Source organism: Paenibacillus sp. NPDC058174 (genome assembly GCF_042883865.1).
In the GTDB taxonomy this organism is placed as follows: domain Bacteria; phylum Bacillota; class Bacilli; order Paenibacillales; family Paenibacillaceae; genus Pristimantibacillus.
The window spans coordinates 2,337,516-2,357,293 of the sequence record NZ_JBHVUY010000001.1 but is presented as its reverse complement, the minus strand read 5'-3'; the positions used below and the strand labels follow the sequence as shown (position 1 = coordinate 2,357,293).

Annotated in this window: 8 protein-coding genes; all 8 read left to right on the top strand. The window is 52.5% G+C overall.

What is annotated here, in order from left to right; genetic code table 11:
- Nucleotides 1-23 precede the first annotated feature (23 nt).
- The 8 genes from ACFVVF_RS29205 to ACFVVF_RS10425 all read left to right on the top strand — a co-directional run bounded on the left by ACFVVF_RS29205 (nt 24) and on the right by ACFVVF_RS10425 (nt 19,736).
- Nucleotides 24-8,510 carry a WIAG-tail domain gene (locus ACFVVF_RS29205; RefSeq protein ID WP_483875024.1) on the top strand — a complete coding sequence of 2,829 codons (8,487 nt, stop codon included), beginning with the start codon at nt 24-26 and terminating at the stop codon, nt 8,508-8,510.
- A 249-nt stretch (nt 8,511-8,759) separates the two neighbouring features.
- A complete protein-coding gene (locus tag ACFVVF_RS10455) occupies nt 8,760-9,695 on the top strand; it encodes an ABC transporter permease subunit (RefSeq protein WP_387808077.1) in 936 nt (311 codons plus the stop codon).
- Nucleotides 9,696-9,723: 28 nt separating this feature from the next.
- Nucleotides 9,724-10,602 carry a carbohydrate ABC transporter permease gene (locus ACFVVF_RS10450; protein WP_387808075.1) on the top strand — a complete coding sequence of 293 codons (879 nt, stop codon included), beginning with the start codon at nt 9,724-9,726 and terminating at the stop codon, nt 10,600-10,602.
- A 73-nt stretch (nt 10,603-10,675) separates the two neighbouring features.
- The gene (locus ACFVVF_RS10445; RefSeq protein ID WP_387808072.1) at nt 10,676-12,433 is read left to right on the top strand and encodes a type 2 periplasmic-binding domain-containing protein; all 1,758 of its coding nucleotides are present in this window, start codon (nt 10,676-10,678) and stop codon (nt 12,431-12,433) included.
- 36 nt (nt 12,434-12,469) lie between these two features.
- Entirely contained in the window at nt 12,470-14,170 is a 1,701-nt protein-coding gene (locus tag ACFVVF_RS10440; RefSeq protein ID WP_387808069.1) for a response regulator, read from the top strand.
- A complete protein-coding gene (locus tag ACFVVF_RS10435) occupies nt 14,157-15,992 on the top strand; it encodes a sensor histidine kinase (protein WP_387808066.1) in 1,836 nt (611 codons plus the stop codon). Before ACFVVF_RS10440 ends, ACFVVF_RS10435 begins: the two co-directional genes overlap by 14 nt.
- Nucleotides 15,993-16,184: 192 nt before the next feature.
- Nucleotides 16,185-18,671, top strand: coding sequence for a glycoside hydrolase family 38 N-terminal domain-containing protein (locus ACFVVF_RS10430; RefSeq protein ID WP_387808063.1), 2,487 nt, complete (start codon nt 16,185-16,187; stop codon nt 18,669-18,671).
- A 282-nt stretch (nt 18,672-18,953) separates the two neighbouring features.
- On the top strand, nt 18,954-19,736 hold the full coding sequence (locus ACFVVF_RS10425; RefSeq protein WP_387808061.1) for a glycosyltransferase family 2 protein: 783 nt from the start codon (nt 18,954-18,956) through the stop codon (nt 19,734-19,736).
- Nucleotides 19,737-19,778 lie beyond the last annotated feature (42 nt).

Genomic DNA, 19,778 nt, shown 5'->3' with positions numbered 1-19,778 from the left:
TCAGGTGGAAGAAGGAGAGGACAATGGCTAAAAGCAAAAAACCGAGAAGCGCCAAAGGGCGAAGACCGCTCTTCTATGTCGACAATCCGAATGCTTCCGAGTTAAAGTGGCTGGACGATTTGAATAAAAGAAAAGCCCCGCAGCCGTCAAGTCAGGCAAACATTACGCCTGCCCCTGCACCAGCGCCTCAACAAACGCAGTCAGCACAACCGGCACAGCAGGTGCAGGAAACTAGAGACGTAAGCATAAACGCAATTGGAGCGCCGTTTGTACCGGAGCCTGTCGATGCAATCGAAGATGAAACGCCGCCCGCATCAGCCGTACCAGCGGCTTCACTTCCGGTTGCTGAGTCTCCTGAGGGAACAACGGAAACGAAAAGCAGCACAGCTGAGCCAAGCTATGATCAGAAATTAGAGCGGCTGGCGGAGAAGCAGGACTTGTATGAGCCCGTTCCGTTCATCTATACCGATGATTTGGTCGATGGTGCCATTACAGGCGACAAAATCGCTACAGGGGCTGTGGAGGGCGAGCATTTGCGAGCCGGCAGCATCGATTCGAAGGCGATAGCCGATTTTGCCGTAGACAGCATACACATCGTCAATGGCGCGGTGAACGGAGCGAAAATTAAGCCCGATTCGATTCATAACGCCCATTTGATGAATAATGCCATTACCGGGGATAAAATATTGGATCAGTCGATTTCCGGCAGCAAGCTGGCAGATGACAGCATTACGTCTGATAAGCTAGCCGACCGGACGATCAGCTCCGATAAAATCGCTGAGGGTTCTATTGAAGCGAAGCATCTGAAGCAAATGATCATAACAGAGAAATTGCTGGACAATCAATCCGTGACGTCTGACAAAATTAAAAGCGGGGCTGTTCGTCCTGAAAACATTGCGAACGGGTCCATCAATAGCTCCAAACTTGCTGATGGTGCAGTTACCCGCTCCAAGCTGCGGGACGGCACGGTAGGCGGCGATAAAATCGCAGTAGAAGCTGTCGATTCCGTACATTTGAAGCCGGGGCTGATATTAGCCGAGCATGTAGCGGTAGGTATCATACAGGGAAAGCATTTGGCCCCGGGCGCAATCGCAGCAGAACATCTGGCCGAAGGAGCAATAGGGGCAAGGGAGCTGCAGACCGGGGCGGTAACATCCGGGCATCTGGCGCAAAGCGCAGTAGACGCGTCACATCTTCAGCCGTCGGCCGTCCTTGGTACCCACATCGGCCAAAGGCAAATCGAAAGCGGCCATCTCGCTGAGCAGGCTGTCACGTCGGCTAAGCTGCTTGATCAATCGGTATCCACCATCAAGCTGGTTGATCATGCCGTAACGGTATCTAAGCTTGCGGAGCAAAGCGTGACTGCTGTAAAGCTGGCGGATGATGCGGTGCAAAGCCGGCATTTGAATCGCGGCAGCATCGTAGCGGATAAAATCGCTGACGGACAAATTCAGCAGCGCCATTTGGCTGAAGGTTCCGTATCCGGAGAGCAGCTTCAGTCTGAATCGGTCGGCAATGAACATTTGCTCGATGGTGCGGTGGATGGCACGAAGCTTGCAGCAGCAGCTGTCCAGATGCAGCATATTGCAGGCGCCTCGGTGGGAGGCGAGCAGCTTGCAGAGCAATCGGTGTCCGAGGGGAAGCTGGCTGAAGGTGCTATAAGCGAATCAAAAATTGCTAGCGGAGCTATTTCCACCCGGCATCTGCAGGACGAGGCCGTTACATTCGAAAAAATCGGACTGGAGGCTGTCCGATCCTATCATTTGTCGGCCGGATCAGTAACGGAGGAAACAATTGCTCCTGAAGCAGTTAATGGACAGCATTTGCAGCAGGCAATCGTGGAGCAGCAGCATTTAGCACGCCAATCGGTTGGTACGGAAGCGCTGCAGGATGGTGCAGTAACGAGCGCCAAGCTGGCAATCGGTGTAGTGACAGAACGTTATTTGGCTCCGGGCGTTGTATTCTCGCATCATTTGGCCGACTATGTTGTCAATTCCTTGAAGTTGTCTCCCGAGGCTGTATCGACGGATAAAATGGCAGACAGCAGTGTAACGGCTTCGAAACTGGCCGACGGCAGCGTTGGCAGGTCAAAGCTGCAACCGGGAATCGTAGATGCCTCATTGCTTGCAGACGGCTCGGTTGGTGTGCAGCATTTGCAGCCGAACTCATTCGGAGGCGAGCATCTGAAGGAGGGAACCATCGGGAGCCAGCATCTGAAAAAAGCTGCGGTTGGCAGTGAAGAGCTGGCTGACGGATCAGTTGATTCTGCAAAACTGGCTTCCGGTACAGTGCTGGCAAAGCATATTGAGGACGAAGCGATTCAAAGCCGTCATATTATGAATGCCTCGGTGCTCGGCATTCACATTGGCGAGAGCAGCATTCGTGACGGACACATTGCCGATGGGGCGGTTAATTCGGTAAAGCTTGCGGCAAATAGCGTCGGATCAGGACATCTGCGCGAAGGATCGGTCGACAGCTTTCATCTGCAGCCAGACTCTGTTGGAACCGCACATATTTCCGATTCTTCTGTAACGGAGAGCAAGCTCGCGGAGCTTTCGGTAGGTTCTAGCCAATTGCAGCCGTTGTCGGTAAAAGGCGAGCATCTAACATTTAGCAGTGTGTCCGAGGACATCTTGCAGGATGAATCCGTAACGTCCGCCAAATTATCGCCAGCAGCGGTGTCCGGCGAGCATATTCAACTGGAGACGATCGCGGGCAAACATTTGAAGGCGGAGACGGTGCAAGGCTACCATATCCGTAAAGGTGCTATTACATCGGCTCACTTAAGCGGAGAAGTATGGCGTTCGGATAAGGTTGCGGATGAGAGCATTGGCGGAAGCAAACTGGTGGAGGGCTCAGTAGGTCAACGTCAGCTGGCTGATGCGAGCGTGACGGCAGCGAAGCTGGATGCTGGAAGCGTGACGGAGTCGAAGCTAGGCGATGCGAGCGTAACGGAGTCGAAGCTGAGCGATGCAAGCGTGACGGAGTCGAAGCTTGGCGAGGCGAGTGTGACGGAAGAGAAGCTAGGCGAGGCGAGTGTGACGGAGTCGAAGCTGGTCGATGCGAGTGTGACAGAAGCGAAGCTTGGTGATGCAAGTGTGACGGAAGCGAAGCTTGGTGATGCGAGTGTGACGGAAGCGAAGCTTGGTTATGCGAGCGTGACGGAGTCGAAGCTAGGCGATGCAAGCGTAACGGAAGCGAAGCTGGGTGCTTCGAGCGTGACGGAGTCGAAGCTGAGTGATGCGAGCGTGACGGAAGCGAAGCTTGGTGATGCGAGCGTGACGGAGTCGAAGCTGAGCGATGCAAGCGTGACTGAAGCGAAGCTGAGTGATGCGAGTGTGACGGAAGCGAAGCTTGGTTATGCGAGCGTGACGGAAGCGAAGCTGGGCGATGCGAGTGTCACGGAAGTGAAGCTGGTCGATGCGAGTGTAACAGAGTCGAAGCTGAGCGATGGAAGTGTGACGGAAGCGAAGCTGGGTGCTTCGAGCGTGACGGAGTCGAAGCTGAGCAATGGAAGCGTGACGGAAGTGAAGCTTGGTTATGCGAGCGTGACGGAGTCGAAGCTTGGTAATGCGAGTGTAACGGAGTCGAAGCTGGGCGATGCGAGTGTAACGGAAGCGAAGCTGAGTGATGCGAGCGTGACGGAGTCGAAGCTGAGGGCTGCGAGTGTGACCGAATCAAAGCTGAGCAATGCGAGCGTGACGGAAACAAAGCTGGGTGACGCAAGCGTGACGGAGTCGAAGCTTGGTAATGCGAGCGTAACGGAAGCGAAGCTGGGCGATGCGAGTGTGACGGAACCGAAGCTGAGTGATGGAAGCGTGACGGAGTCGAAGCTGAGCGATGAAAGCGTAACGGAAGCGAAGCTGGTCGATGCGAGCGTGACGGAGTCGAAGCTGAGCGATGGAAGCGTGACGGAGTCGAAGCTGGGCGAAGCGAGCGTAACGGAAGCGAAGCTGGGCAATGCAAGCGTAACGGAAGCGAAGCTGGGCGAAGCGAGCGTGACGGAGTCGAAGCTGAGTGATGCGAGCGTGACAGAAGCGAAGCTGGTCGACGGAAGCGTGACGGAGTCGAAGCTTGGTGATGCAAGCGTAACGGAAGCGAAGCTGGTCGACGGAAGCGTGACGGAGTCGAAGCTGAGTGATGCAAGCGTGACAGAAGCGAAGCTGGTCGACGGAAGCGTGACGGAGTCGAAGCTGGTCGACGCGAGCGTGACAGAAGTGAAGCTGGACGATGGAAGCGTGACGGAAGCGAAGCTCGGCGACGGAAGCGTAACGGAAGCAAAGTTGAGTGAAGCTAGTGTAACCGAGTCAAAGCTGGGTGACGGCAGCGTAACGGAAGAGAAGCTGAGCGCTGGAAGCGTGACGGAGTCGAAGCTAAGCGAAGCTAGTGTGACGAAGACGAAGCTGAGCGATGGAAGCGTAACGGAGTCGAAGCTGGGCAATGCGAGCGTAACAGAGTCGAAGCTAAGCGCTGCGAGCGTGACGGAGTTGAAGCTGAGCACTGGAAGCGTGACGGAGTCGAAGCTGAGCGCTGCGAGCGTGACGGAGTCGAAGCTGAGAGATGGAAGCGTGACGGAGTCGAAGCTTGGCGAAGCGAGCGTGACGGAAGCGAAGCTGGGCAATGGAAGCGTGACGGAAGCGAAACTAGGCGAAGCGAGCGTAACGGAAGCGAAGCTGAGTGATGCGAGTGTGACGGAAGCGAAGCTGAGTGATGCAAGTGTGACAGAGTCGAAGCTTAGCGATGGAAGCGTGACGGAGTCGAAGCTGGGCGATGGAATCGTGACCGAGTCAAAGCTGAGCGACGGAAGCGTGACGGAGTCGAAGCTGGGCGATGGAAGCGTGACGGAGTCGAAGCTGAACGCTGCAAGCGTAACGGAGTCGAAGCTGAGCGATGGAAGCGTGACGGAGTCGAAGCTGAGTGATGGAAGCGTAACGGAGTCGAAGCTTGCTGATGCGAGTGTAACGGGGTCGAAGCTGCGTGATGCGAGCGTGACGGAGTCGAAGCTTGCTGATGCGAGTGTGACGAAGTTGAAGCTGAGTGATGGAAGCGTGACAGAGTCGAAGCTGGACGATGGAAGTGTGACGGAGTCAAAGCTGGGCTACGCGAGCGTGACGGAGTCGAAGATAAGTCCAGCAAGCGTGACGGAGCTGAAGCTTGGCGCAGCAAGCGTAACGGAGTCGAAGCTAGGCGCCGGCAGCGTGACAGAGTCGAAGCTGGGCGCTAGCAGCGTAACGGAAACGAAGCTAGGTGATGCCAGTGTAACGGAAGCAAAGCTTGGCAATGCGAGCGTGACGAAATCGAAGCTGAGCGATGGAAGCGTGACGGAAGCAAAGCTGGGTAATGCGAGTGTGACGGAATCGAAGCTGGCTGATGTGAGTGTGACGGAAGTGAAGCTGGCTGATGGAAGTGTGACGGGGTCGAAGCTAGGCGTCGCGAGCGTGACGGAAACGAAGCTGAGCGATGAAAGCGTGACAGAGTCGAAGCTAGGCGATGCAAGCGTGACGGAAACGAAGCTGGGCGATGGAAGCGTAACGGAGTCGAAGCTTGGTGATGCAAGCGTAACGGAAGAGAAGCTTAGTGCTGGAAGCGTAACGGAGTCGAAGCTAGGCGTTGCGAGCGTGACGGAAACGAAGCTGGGCGATGGAAGCGTAACAGAAGCGAAGCTGTCTGATGCGAGCGTGACGGCAGCGAAGCTGGCTGACGCGAGCATAACGGAATCGAAGCTACGCGATGGAAGCGTAACAGGATTGAAGCTGTCTGATGCGAGCGTGCCGGGGTCGAAGCTGTCTGATGCGAGTGTAACGGAGTTAAAGCTAGCCGCTGCGAGCGTGACGGAGTCGAAGCTTGGTGATGCGAGTGTGACGGAGTCAAAGCTAGCCGCTGCGAGCGTGACGGAGTCGAAGCTGTCTGATGCAAGCGTGACGGAGCCGAAGCTAACCGCTGCGAGCGTGACGGAGTCGAAGCTAGCGGCTGCAAGTGTGACGGAGTCGAAGCTAGCCGACGGAAGTGTGACGGAATCGAAGCTAGCCGTTGCGAGCGTGACAGAATCGAAGCTGTCTGATGCGAGCGTAACAGAGTCGAAGTTGAGTGATGGAAATGTAACGGAGTCGAAGCTAGCGGCTGCAAGCGTGACGGAGTCGAAGTTAGGCGCTGCAAGTGTGACGGAATCGAAGCTAGGCGCAGCGAGCGTGACAGAGTCGAAGCTGAGTGATGCAAGCGTGACGGAAGCTAAGCTTAGTTATGCGAGTGTGACGGAATCGAAGCTAGGTTATGCGAGCGTGACGGAGTCGAAGCTAGCCGCTGCAAGCGTGACGGAGTCGAAGTTAGGCGCTGCAAGTGTGACGGAATCGAAGCTAGGCGAAGCTAGCGTGACAGAGTCGAGGCTGAGTGATGCGAGCGTGACGGAAGCTAAGCTTAGTTATGCGAGTGTGACAGAATCGAAGCTAGGTTATGCGAGCGTGACGGAGTCGAAGTTAGCCGCCGCAAGCGTGACAGAGTCGAAGCTAGGCTCTGCGAGCGTGACGGAGCCGAAGTTAGCCGCTGCGAGCGTGACAGAATCGAAGCTGTCTGATGCGAGCGTGACAGAAACGAAGCTGAGCGACGGAAGTGTGACGGAGTCGAAGCTGGGCGACGGAAGTGTGACGGAGTCGAAGCTGGGCGATGGAAGCGTGACGGAGTCGAAGCTGGCTGATGAAAGCGTGACGGAGTTAAAGCTATGCGATGAAAGCGTAACGGAATCAAAGTTGAGTGATGGAAGCGTAACGAAGTGGAAGTTAGGCGAAGGAAGTGTAACGGAATCCAAGCTAGCTGCAGACAGCGTCACAGAACCAAAGCTGAGCGATGGAAGTGTTACGAAGCGGAAGCTAGGTGAAGGAAGTGTAACGGAATCGAAGCTAGCCGAAGCCAGCGTGACCGAGTCGAAGCTGAGCAATGGAAGCGTGACGGAGTCGAAACTGGCTGATGAAAGTATAACCGAGTCGAAGTTATGTGATGAAAGCGTAACGGAATCGAAGCTGAGTGACGGAAGCGTAACAAAGTGGAAGTTAAGTGAAGGAAGCGTAACGGAGTCGAAGCTAGGCGATGCAAGCGTAACGGAAACGAAGTTAGCAGCAGCCAGTGTAACCGAGTCGAAGCTAGGCGCTGCAAGCGTAACGGAAACGAAGCTAGCAGCAGCCAGCGTGACGGAGTCGAAGCTAGGCGCTGGAAGCGTAACGGAAACGAAGTTAGCAGCAGCCAGTGTAACAGAGTCGAAGCTAGGCGCTGGAAGCGTAACGGAAACGAAGCTGGCCGAAGCCAGCGTGACCGAGTCGAAGCTGGGCGCTGGAAGCGTAACGGAAACGAAGCTAGCCGAAGCCAGCGTGACCGAGTCGAAGCTAGGGGCTGGAAGCGTAACGGAAACGAAGCTGGCCGAAGCCAGCGTGACCGAGTCGAAGCTAGGAGCTGGAAGCGTAACGGAAACGAAGCTAGCCGAAGCCAGCGTGACGGAGTCGAAGCTAGGCGCTGGAAGTGTAACGGAAACAAAGCTAGCAGCAGCGAGTGTGACCGAGTCGAAGCTAGAGGCTGGAAGTGTAACGGAAACAAAGCTAGCAGCAGCTAGCGTGACGGAGTTGAAGCTAGGCGCTGGAAGCGTAACGGAAACGAAGCTAGGCGTTGAAAGCGTAACGGAAACAAAGTTAGCAGCAGCGAGCGTGACGGAGTCGAAGCTAGGCGCTGAAAGTGTAACGGAAACAAAGCTAGCAGCAGCGAGCGTGACGGAGTCGAAGCTAGGCGTTGAAAGCGTAACGGAAACAAAGTTAGCAGCAGCCAGTGTAACCGAGTCGAAGCTAGGCGCTGGAAGTGTAACGGAAACGAAGCTAGCAGCAGCGAGCGTGACGGAGTCGAAGCTAGGCGATGCAAGCGTAACGGAGTCGAAGCTAGGCGATGCAAGCGTAACGGGAACGAAGCTAGCAGCAGCCAGCGTGACGGAGTCGAAGCTAGGCGATGCAAGCGTAACGGGAACGAAGCTAGCAGCAGCCAGCGTGACGGAGTCGAAGCTAGGCGATGGAAGTGTAACGGAAACGAAGCTAGCTTCAGCCAGCGTAACAGAATCGAAGCTAGCGAGAGCGAGCGTAACGACGGATGCAGTGGCGGACGGAGCTATTACGCTGGAGAAGCTGGCACCGGGCATTTTTCCTAGCTTCTCGGAGACAGACTTCAATGAGGAATATGTCGGACTTTCGATGCTCACTTTCAATCCCGTTATTGCGCCGGCAAGCGCAGGAACTGTGAAGCAGCAATTTGGCTTAAGTCCGTACAGCTTTACCTCACAGCGGGATCAGCTCGACATTATAATTAAATTCGACGAGTCCTTCGAGAATGATGCGTATGTCGTAACGGCGACAAGCGATCATCCTGCGTGTTATGCAGTTGTCCGTTCCAAAACAGTCAACAGCGTCGTCATCGGTTTAATCCGTACGCGCATTAGTGATGAGCCGAATGGCTTCATCAACTGGATTGCCATCGGCCGATAATGACCGGAGGCAAATCAAATACCAGGCTTTCCTGAAGGTCCCCAGCGATCTTAAGGAAAGCCTTTTTTGCTGTGAAATTACAAAAACCAATAGAATAATCCAACGAATCGCACCTGCCAATAGATCCAATAATAGAGATGCACATTCGCGGCCGGAGAATTATCCAAGAAGACATAACTGCCTGCATGTAGATTGCCGGAAGGCTGAAATATAATGTTGCTATAAGAAATAGAGAGGAGAAACGCCAGCATGACATCGCTTACAGTCAGTCAATCGCAGCCGGTCAAAAAGAAAAAGGTCAGCAGGGATGGCAAGCTGTTGTTCCTGTTATCCATTCCGTTCATCATCGGCATGCTCGTATTCAACTACTTCCCCGTATATGGCTGGGTTTACGCCTTTTTTGACTATAAGCCGGGTATTCCGCTGTCAGCCTCGCCATTTGTCGGATTGGAGCATTTCAAAGAAATATTTACTTCCTCGTCCGATCTGGTCAACGCTTTCATCAATACGCTGGCTATGAATCTGCTGAACCTGCTGTTCTCGCCCCTCGCCATCATATTTGCAATCATGGTGAACGAGGTTTCGTCGGGCAAGTACAAAAAATTTGTCCAAACCTTCTCCACGCTGCCCAACTTCATTAGCTGGGTGCTCGTTTACTCGCTGGCATTTGCTTTCTTTTCCAGCGAAGGTCTGATCAATATGGCATTCAGCAAGCTTGGTCTGGATTTTACCGTTCAGCCGATGGCTAATGAAAGCTCAACCTGGATGTTCCAAACGTTCTTGACTATTTGGAAAACGCTGGGCTGGAACGCCATCATCTATATTGCGGCCATTGCAGGGATTGATTCCGAGCTGTATGATGCAGCGAGAGTTGACGGAGCCAGCCGGATGCGAACGATATGGCATATTACGATTCCGGGCGTTTTGCCAACGTTCCTCGTACTGACACTGCTCAATATTAGCAACATGCTGTCCAGCTCGTTCGACCAGTATTTCGTATTTTATAATCCATTAATAGCTGGAAAAATAGAAGTGCTGGACTACTACGCTTACCGGATGGGCGTCATTGTCGGCGATTATCCGTACGCTACAGCAGTTGGCATCTTCAAGACCGCAATCAGCATTATTCTGCTGTTCTCGGTTAATAAGCTTTCGAAAAAATTACGCGGCGACAGCCTCATTTAAAGGTTCTAAGGAAAGGAGCTGCCCCGGCATGCTAATCGCAAAAAATCGGACATTCGATATCATCAACTATGCTTTATTGGCGTTATGTGTCATTATTTGCATCTATCCTTTTTATTACGTCTTTATTTATTCCATAAGCGATCCGGGGAAAGTGGCGCAGGGCATATTCCTGAAGCCAGCCGGTCTGGATTTCACAACGTATGAGAGCATTTTGAAATTGCCTTATATGACGAACTCCTTTTTCGTCTCCGTTGCACGGACGGTGATTGGCACCGCGCTTACCGTGATCTGCTGCAGCTTCTTCTCTTATTTGCTCAGCAAACGGGAAATGATGCTGCGCAAGGTCGTATACCGGCTCCTCGTCGTTACTCTCTACATTAATGCGGGACTTATTCCTTGGTATATTACGATGAAGATGCTTCATCTCAACAACAATTTTCTGTTGTACGTGCTGCCTACGGCGATTTCGGGATATTTTGTTATCCTGATAAAAACCTATATCGAGCAGCTGCCGGCTGCGCTTGAAGAGTCGGCAATGATGGATGGCGCTGGCTTCCTTACCGTGTTCTGGTCTATCGTATTTCCGCTCTGTAAGCCGATTGTTGCCACTGTAGCGATTTTTGCAGCGGTGAATCAATGGAATACCTGGATGGACAATTACTTTCTGGTGCAAAATCAAAGCTTAAAGACGCTGCAGCTCATTTTGTACGAATACTTGAATTCGGCGAATGCGCTGGCAACGATGGATGCTTCCAGCATTACGAAAAACGCGCAAAATATCGTATTGACACCGGAATCGATCAAAATGTCGACTACGATGCTCGTCGCGCTGCCGATTCTGCTTGTGTATCCGTTTATGCAGCGCTACTTCGTAAAAGGAATTATGCTGGGCGCAATCAAAGGATAGCTTTCCACACTGTGATATGCCGCCTTGCAAAGGGCTGTATATAAGAAACGAATATAAAGAGGGGATGACAGGCATGAAAAAAAGAAAGTTTACGTTTGCCGCGCTGCTGGCAACAACGCTTAGCTTGACGGTGCTGCTATCGGCATGCAGCGGCGGCGCGTCCGGTACGAATCAGCCGGGCAATCAAAATCCGGCGACAGCTGATCCGGCATCGACGGGCGGCAAGGCGCCGATTACGCTGAAGATCAGCACGGACCAATTGTTCTCGTCCGGAGCGCCGGGCATTCAGAACAATCCTGTAGCCGACGAAATTAAGAAAAAGCTTGGCGTAACGATGGACATTGTCAGCAGCGATCCTGAGAAGATTAACGTTATGCTGGCCGGCGGAGATCTTCCTGACATTATGATCGTTCCGCCTGAGCAAGGAAGAGCGGCGATGAATGGCAAGCTGGCAATGCCTCTGAAAGAGCTGCTGAAAAGCAACGGGCCTGATATTATGAATTATCAATCCGCTCTGGACGTCATTAACAAGCGTCTTGGAAATACAGATGGCGAATATTATTTTATCCCGTACAACGTAGTGGCTGACGCCAAAGAATATATCAACTATTCACCGTGGATTGGCTGGTTCACCCGCTGGGATTATTACAAGGAAGCCGGATACCCGGAGCTGAAATCCTATGACGATATGATTCCGATGCTTGCCGAGGAATTGAAGAAGCATCCGAAGACGGACGAGGGCAAGAAAGTGTACGGCTTGTCCGGCTGGACCGATTGGGGTCTGTGGATGTATCACGTTCCATTCATCTATGCAGAAGGCTGGACGGAAAATACGAAAAACACCGTTACGAAGCCGGACGGCTCGTATGTACACCGTTTTGCGGCAGACGGTCCGCTTTGGAGAGGCGTGGAGTTCTACAACAAAGCGTTCCGGGCAGGAATTCTGGATATGGACGCTTTCACGCAAAAGTACAGCGACTATCAAGCCAAACTGAAATCCGGACAACTGCTGACGCTTCACATGGGCTGGGAGCTGGACGGAGCGAATGCGTACTTTAAGGCCAAGGGACAAGAAGACAAAGGCTTTGTCGCTCAAGTCGTTGACGGAGCTACATCCCAGGCTTACGCTCTGCAATCCATCGTTGGCGATAACGATCCGTGGGTTATTATTACGAAAAGCTGCAAAGATCCGGCTCGTGCAATGGAGTTCCTGAATTACTTCCGTACGTACGAAGGTGCAAGACTGTTGACCAGCGGTGTTGAAGGCGTGCACTGGGATCTGCAAGACGGCAAGCCAGAGCTGAAAGACGAAGTCATTAAAGAAATGACGACGGATACGAACTTTGCTGCCAAAACAGGCATCGGCCTGTACGGCAAATTGAGTGGTCTTGGCGGCAGTGCAATCGATCCGAAGGATGGCGGTTATGTCGACCTGAGAAGATCGGATAAATTTATTACAACGAAGCTGACGCCTCTGGATAAGGAATACAGCGAATACTACGGCGGCACGTATCCGGGCGACGCATGGGATAAGCTGGTTCAGCAAGGCAAAGCGAAAAAGCTGAGTGAATCCTATATCCCGGCAATGCCTGCACTTCAGCCGCAAGGCGACGAGGAGCTGGCGAAGAAGGAGAGCAATATCGAGCAAATTCTAATCCGCGAAATTCCAAAAGCGGTTATGACGAAAGACGATGAAGCATTCCAGAAGCAAAAGGACCGCATTATGGAGATGATCAACAAAGCAGGCTTCGAGGAAGTTGACGCTTTCTGGAAGCAATCGTACGAGCAAGGTCTCCAAACGTACAAAGAGCTTACCGCAAACGCAAAATAATGGTTATCCGCTGTGCGAAACTGCCGGCCTGTTCCTATGGAGCAGGCTGGTATTTTCGTTCATTTTTACGATCGGGCATGGTACGATATTGGGGACATCAACGAGGCGGTGAATCTCTTGTATAAAGTAATGATAGTAGAGGATGAGCTGCTCGTAAGAGTAGGGCTGAAAAATTCAATCCCTTGGCACCAATATGAGATGGAGGTTGTGGCTGACGTCTCCAACGGACAAGAAGCGCTGGAGCTGTTTCGAAGCCATGAGCTGGATTTAATTATTACGGACTTGAAGATGCCGGTGATGGACGGCTTGGAGCTGATCTCCACCGTACGTGCCGTTAATTCGGATATTAAAATATTGATCTTGTCTTGCATAGAGGAATTTGAGTATGCGCGCAGAGCCGCAGGGCTTAATGTTTCCGGCTATATGCTGAAATTAACGATGTCGCTGGAGGAAATGGGCAAGGTGCTGGAGACGGTGCGCCAGGAGCTGGCCGCCCGCAAGCCGGTCCTTCCCGGTCCTTTGAATCATCCGCTGACGATGAAGATGCTTAAAGGCAAGCTTATTAAAGATAACATTTTTTATGGCGTCCATTCCTCGGGAGGTTTTGAAGCGGCTTTAAAGCAGCTGGACGGCCGTATTCAACCAGGGAAGGCTGGACTCGCGCTGTTGGAGACCAACCAATACTCCCGCCTGCTAAAGCGGTTTAACGATGAACGGGGCGAGCTCATTCATTTTACGATATCCAACATTTTGGACGAAATATTAAATAATCATCATGCGGGAGAAGCGTGGCATGACAGCGATAACCGGTATTTGATCATGTTCTCCTACCCGGCAGAGCTGGCGGACGAGCAAATTTACGATAAGATTAGCGAAGTGTTCGCTCATATTCAACGCGCAATGAACGCCTATCTTGATATTCCTGTTTTTATGGGCGTAAGTACAGTGAACGAGAACTGGTACTCCATGCGGGGCATGTACGAGGAATGTAAAAGCATGCTGGAAAACCGATTTTTCTCCGATTCCTTCATCCAGTTTGCTTCAGAGCGGGAGCAGTGGAATCCGGAGCCCTATTGGAAGCGAAAGCTGCTGTCCACCTGCGACGTATGGAGAAGCTTGGGGCAGCCGTATTACAAGGATTTGCAAGCAGAGATGAGCCGAAGGCTGGAGCAGCCGATCCGCAATGAACCGGAATGGCGCCGCTTTTTCATCGATATGCTGAACTGGATGTTCGCTTATCTCGGCATTCCGAAGGAGCATGCAGAATTGCTGGAGCTGTCGGGACTCGAGCGGATCAACGCGGGCTATACGATGGAAGCTTGTGTGGAGGCTTGGGAGCAGGAGCTTGCCGAGACCGCTAAAATGAAGGATATGATCAAGACGGTCAGCCAGGAAGTCGAGAAGGCCGTTCACTATATTCATCAGCATTATGATGAGGATATTTCGCTGAAGGATATTTCGGAATATGTACAGCTCAGCCCGAACTACTTGAGTTTGCTGTTCAAAAAAAGTATGGGCCGCAACCTGACGGAATATTTAACGGATTACCGGATCGAGAAAGCGAAGGATCTTCTGCTGAATACGACGCTGAAAACGTATGAGGTGGCCGAAAATGTCGGCGTGCCGGACAGCGCGTATTTCAGCCGCATTTTCAAAAAGATGACAGGCATTTCCCCGCTTGAATTCCGTAAGAAAAAGGTGCTGTACCGGAGAGTGGATTCCAATGAAGATCATTAAAATTTTTACCGACCGGAACTTCAATCTCAAGCTGAAGACGCAGCTGACCGCTTCTTTTCTCATTATGATTCTGTGTATCATCACCGTATTCTCCCTCGTCATCTACAGCAGCGTGCTGGCGATTCTTAAAAATCAGTCGGAGGAACTGGTCATCCGGCAATTCCGCCAAGCGGAGTACAACATTCATAATGTTCGCGACCAAATGGAGAAGGTAGCAGAGCTGCTTACGACGAACAAGGACATGCAGAGCTTTCTGGATTACCCCAGCAGCCCTAGCAGCCCGAGCAGTGCGGAGCGAGTAATATTAGCCAATGAGGTTATCAAAACGTTCGACAGCATTCTCGGCACCTATCCCTATGCGTACTCGCTGTCGTTATATTGCCTGAGCGGAGAAGCGCTCTCCACAACAGGCAGCAGCAGCTGGTACACGACGAGGAAAGAGGATGTGCCCTTTTTCGCTTCCGGATTGTACGACAGCATAACGGCTAAGCGCTCCGGATTTACATGGAACGGAGATTATGATTTCTCTCTGTTCAATACGGCGGACCGGACCTATGCCTTTACGAAGCAGGAGCCTCTTATGACGATGGCCCGCAATTTGAATCTGTTCGGGAGCAGCAGCAAGTCGGCGGTGCTAGTCATTAACATGAAACAGTCGGATTTCGGCACGATCTATACCGGTGACTGGAACAATAAAGGCTCGCAATATTTAATTAATGACGAGGGCAGCATCGTATCAAGTCTGGATGCCGGCTCGATCGGCTCCACAGTCGAGTATGCGTCTTCTATCGATCATGACCGGCAATACGGCAGCTTTGCAGCGAGCAGCGGCGGCCAGACGAAGCAAATTACCTATTACCGGATACAAGGAACAGGCTGGCTCTTGATCAATGAAACGCTGGAGACAGAGTTCATCCGCAATACGTCCATTCTGAAAAAAAATATAAGTCTCTTGATGGGAATCAGCATCGTCCTCGCTTTCTTATTATCGGTCTATTGGATATACCGGATTACGAGGCCATTCTCACATCTCGTACATGCGATGCGAGAGATGGAGATGGGCAAGATGGGCGTTGTGCTGGACGAGACGCCAAGCACGGAGCTGGGCATTATCGGCAGACGGTTCAACAAGATGTCACTAAGCCTGGAAGATTTGATGGAGGAGAACAAGAAGATTGAAGCCGAAAAACGGCAGCTCGAGATGGAAGCGCTTCAGTTCCAGATTAATCCACATTTTTTGTACAACGCGCTTAATACGATCAAATGGATCGCCATGGTGCGCAAAGAGCCAGGCATTGTGGATGCAATCACGACGCTTGGCAATATGCTCCGGTCTATTTATAAAGAAAATTCACTGTTTACGACGCTTCAGGAAGAGCTGGCCTACCTGGAAAACTATCTAAAAATTATGAACATCCGCTACGGGGAAGGCGTTGACGTCAAATTCGACGTTCCGGAGGGGCTTCAGGCCTACAAGATCATACGTTTCATCCTGCAGCCAATCGTGGAGAATGCGTTCGTGCACGGCATGAGCTCCATCAGCTATAAGGGCAGCATTACGGTATCGGTGGAGAAGCTGGAGGAAGACTTGTATATTTCCGTAGCTGATAACGGGAAAGGGATGAAGCCGGAGAAGGCGGAGGAGCTCCGGGCGTTTCTGAAAATGAATTTGCCGGTCAATGCTGCCCATCAGGGCAGCGTTGGGCTCGCCAACGTCAACCGGAGAATTAAAACGCAATACGATGTCAGCTACGGCATGTCGATTTATAGCGAGCCGGAAAAAGGAACGACCGTCATGATTCGTGTTCCTGCTGTCAGGTAAGAACTGTACTGCGCATGGTACGGATAAAGCGAACAACGAGAGGCATCCATGGGGGTGCCTCTTGTTTTTTTATGCGGAGCGTGGAAAAGTGCATAAAGTCATAGATATATCCATAGGTTTTCAGACTGCGCTTATCTATACTATTTTTAGCTTTGCGATATTTATGGAATAGAAGCGACAGGGGGAGACGTAATGAGAAAGCTGCATTTGCTCAGCAACGCGCATTTGGACCCGGTGTGGCAGTGGGAATGGGAAGAGGGCGCTGCGGCGGCCGTATCCACTTTCCGCGCAGCCGCCGATTTCTGCGAGGAATATGACGGTTATATATTCAATCATAACGAAGTTATTTTGTATAAATGGGTGGAAGAGTACGAGCCGTCGTTATTCCGGAGAATTCAGGAACTCGTCAAGCTCGGCAAATGGCATATCATGGGCGGCTGGTATTTGCAGCCGGATTGCAATATGCCGTCAGGAGAGTCCTTTGTCCGGCAAATGCTGCTCGGGCGCTCTTATTTCTATGAGAAATTCGGCGTGAGACCAACGACAGCAATCAACTTTGATTCCTTTGGCCATACGCGCGGTCTTGTGCAAATTATGCAGCAGGCCGGCTACGATTCTTATGTATTCTATCGTCCGGAAAATTTGCCGCAGCTTCCGGCCCGGGACTTCATCTGGAGCGGCTTCAACGATTCCAAGGTAATGGGGCATAAAGTGGCCGACAGCTATTCTTCGCTGCTGGGAAAGGCGCATGAGAAAATTAGCAAATGGCTGGAGGAAAATCCGCAAACGGATATCGGCCTTCTGTTATGGGGAGTCGGCAATCACGGCGGTGGTCCTTCCCGGATCGATCTGAATGCGATCGGCGAGCTGATGAAAGAGACATCTGACGTTGAAATTTCGCATTCGACGCCGGAGCAGTATTTCGCCGAGTTGAAGGAGCAGAAGACACTTCCGGAATTTGCCGGCGATCTGAACCCGCGGTTTGTCGGCTGCTATACGTCGATGATCCGGGTGAAGCAGAAGCACCGTCAGCTGGAGAACGAACTGTTCATGACAGAGAAGATGCTGACGGCAGCAGAAGCCCAAGGGCTGCTGACTTATCCGAAGGCTGAGCTGCATGAAGCGCTTTGCGATTTAATGACAGCCCAGTTCCATGATATTTTGCCAGGTACGTCGATACAGCCTGCTGAGGAAGCCTCTCTGCGCCAGCTGGAGCATGGATTGGAGATTGCTGCGCGGCTTCGGACGCGTGCGTTCTTCGCGCTGTCGGCTGGTCAGCCGAAGGCGGCTTTGAAGGAGTATCCGGTGCTGGTCTACAATCCGCATCCGTATCCGGTGAAGCATACGGTAGAATGCGAATTCATGCTGGAGGATCAGAACTGGGCGGCGGAGTTTTCGCTTCCGGTCGCCTACCGCAACGGCGTGCGTCTCGCTTCCCAGCCGGAGAAGGAGCTTAGCAACCTTAATCTCGACTGGCGCAAGCGTGTCGTCTTTGAAGCGGTGCTAGAGCCGTCTTCAATGAATCGCTTCGACTGCCGCATTGAAATGCTGGGCAGCAAGCCGGCTCCGCAGCTCAAGGAAGAGGGAGGACGCTATACGTTTGACAATTCCCGGCTGCGCGTCGTTATTAACAGCAGCACCGGATTGATGGACGAATATGCGGTAGACGGCGTTTCCCTGCTGCAGAAGAATGCCTTCCTTCCACTCGTTATTGCGGATAACGAAGATCCTTGGCGTATGGATACCAATTCATTTAATGGAGTTATCGGCTCGTTCTCGCTGCTTGATACCGGCCGGGGAACGGATTTCTCGGGCGTGAAGGGCGCGCTGCTGCCGTCCGTACGGGTGATTGAGGATGGAGAAGTGCGGACGGTTATTGAAGCTGTATTCGGCTACAAGGACTCCTTCATTTGCCAGACCTACAAGCTGCCGAAGAACGGTACGGAAATTGAAGTGCAGCTCAGAGTATACTGGAATGAGAAGGACAAGATGCTGAAGCTGTCGGTGCCAACTGCTCTTACAAACGGCGTGTACCGCGGGCAAACGGCGTTCGGCATTAATGAGCTTGCAGCGGATGGCACGGAGACGGTCGCTCAGCGCTGGGTATCGGCTGAAGAGGCTGCGGCTGAAGCAGGCGGCGGACTTGCAGTTACCTGCATTAACGATGGCATTTACGGCTCCGATTTCCGCGATGGAGAAATGCGCTTCTCCTTGCTTCGCGGAGCAGGCTACTGCGCGCATCCGATCGGAGATTTGCCGATCATGGTGCAGGACCGTTTCCTTCCTCGGATCGATCAGGGTGAGAGACGCTATACGTTCTGGCTGAACGGCGGAGAGTGGAACGAGCGGCTGGAGAATGTGGACCGTGAGGCAATGGTCAAAAACGAACGTCCGTATGCGCTGTCCTTCTTCCCTTCGGGCGACGGGGAGCTGCCAGGCTCCTTCGTTCAGTTGAAGGATGACGTCATCCAGATGAGCGCTTTGAAGAAAGAGGAGCAAGGAGACGATTATGTGATCCGGTTGTTCGAGCCAACGGGTTCGGCACGCTCGACCGTGATCGGGATTCCTTCACTGAATATCGTTAAGGAAGTTCGGCTGAACGGCTTCGAGATCAAAACCTTCGTGCTTCGCCAAGCATCGCAGACGCTTGAAGAAGCAGCTCTCTGCGAAGGACTCTAGCAGCCAGGGATAAATGTATAGATGCATTGGTTCTTTATAGGAGAACATGGTTGAAAGAATGAAGAGGCTGTCCCGCAAGTCAGAGATGACGGAGGGACGCCTTTTTTTTGCTGTCAAGACAATCCGAGCAAATCTATCATTATCCGGCGGAATAAAAGGTTGGGCAAGCATCATGGGAGTTGTACATTTGCCGTTGCGCTAGTTTGAGAGGCACATACAATGTCATGTAATTCTTTATAGAACTATACCCTTTCAGGGAAAATTTCGAGGTGATTGAAGCGGATGAAACGGGCAAGTCGCAAAAAGAATGCCGCACCAATCCCGGCAGCAGACGCGCAACCGCTCGTATCGGTCATTATTCCGGTTATGAATGAACGGGCGACGATCCGGCGCGTTATCCGGGAAGCCGCTCGCGTCCATCCTCGTACGGAAATAATTGTCGTGGCCAATGGCTCGACAGACGGCTCGGCAGCGATTGCATCGCGGATGGGAGCCAAGGTGCTGCAGTTCGCAAAGCCGCTCGGGCACGATGTGGGAAGAAGCGTAGGCGCCGTGGCGGCGAAGGGAGATATTTTGCTTTTCATAGACGGCGATATGGTCATTCCGGCTGCCAAGCTTCGCCCATTCATACGTTCGGTGATGGGGGGCGTTGATGCCGCATTGAACGATTATTCCGGTCCTGTTCGCAAGCAAGTCGTTCATAGCGTCGTATTGGCGAAGCATGCCTTGAATGCGGTTCTCCAGAGGCGTGACTTAAAAGGCGTATCGTTTACGGCAGTGCCTCATGCGATCAGCCGCCGCTGCTTGGAGACGATAGGCGCAGAAGCTCTATCCGTACCTCCGCTCGCGCAGGCTAAGGCCGTCAAGCTAGGACTAAATGTGGCGGCCGTGTATCCCGTCAATGTCGGTAAAATGAATAAGCCGCGGCGGCAGAGGGAGAGGCGTAATCCGCTGGAGCGGCTAATCGTAGGCGATCATCTGGAGGCGGTGCATTGGCTAATCTCCCAGACGGATGAGCGGGGCGGATATAAAGATCTTTATCGCAATCGCGAAATGGTTTTTTGACCGGTATCCGTATGCCGAATCTGCTTCGATTTTACCGTGGAA

Coding starts and splice junctions, on each gene's coding strand:
- ACFVVF_RS29205 (WP_483875024.1), top strand. CDS start 24: ATGGCTAAAAGCAAAAAACCGAGAAGCGCCAAAGGGCGAAGACCGCTC.
- ACFVVF_RS10455 (WP_387808077.1), top strand. CDS start 8,760: ATGACATCGCTTACAGTCAGTCAATCGCAGCCGGTCAAAAAGAAAAAG.
- ACFVVF_RS10450 (WP_387808075.1), top strand. CDS start 9,724: ATGCTAATCGCAAAAAATCGGACATTCGATATCATCAACTATGCTTTA.
- ACFVVF_RS10445 (WP_387808072.1), top strand. CDS start 10,676: ATGAAAAAAAGAAAGTTTACGTTTGCCGCGCTGCTGGCAACAACGCTT.
- ACFVVF_RS10440 (WP_387808069.1), top strand. CDS start 12,470: ATGGAGCAGGCTGGTATTTTCGTTCATTTTTACGATCGGGCATGGTAC.
- ACFVVF_RS10435 (WP_387808066.1), top strand. CDS start 14,157: ATGAAGATCATTAAAATTTTTACCGACCGGAACTTCAATCTCAAGCTG.
- ACFVVF_RS10430 (WP_387808063.1), top strand. CDS start 16,185: ATGAGAAAGCTGCATTTGCTCAGCAACGCGCATTTGGACCCGGTGTGG.
- ACFVVF_RS10425 (WP_387808061.1), top strand. CDS start 18,954: ATGAAACGGGCAAGTCGCAAAAAGAATGCCGCACCAATCCCGGCAGCA.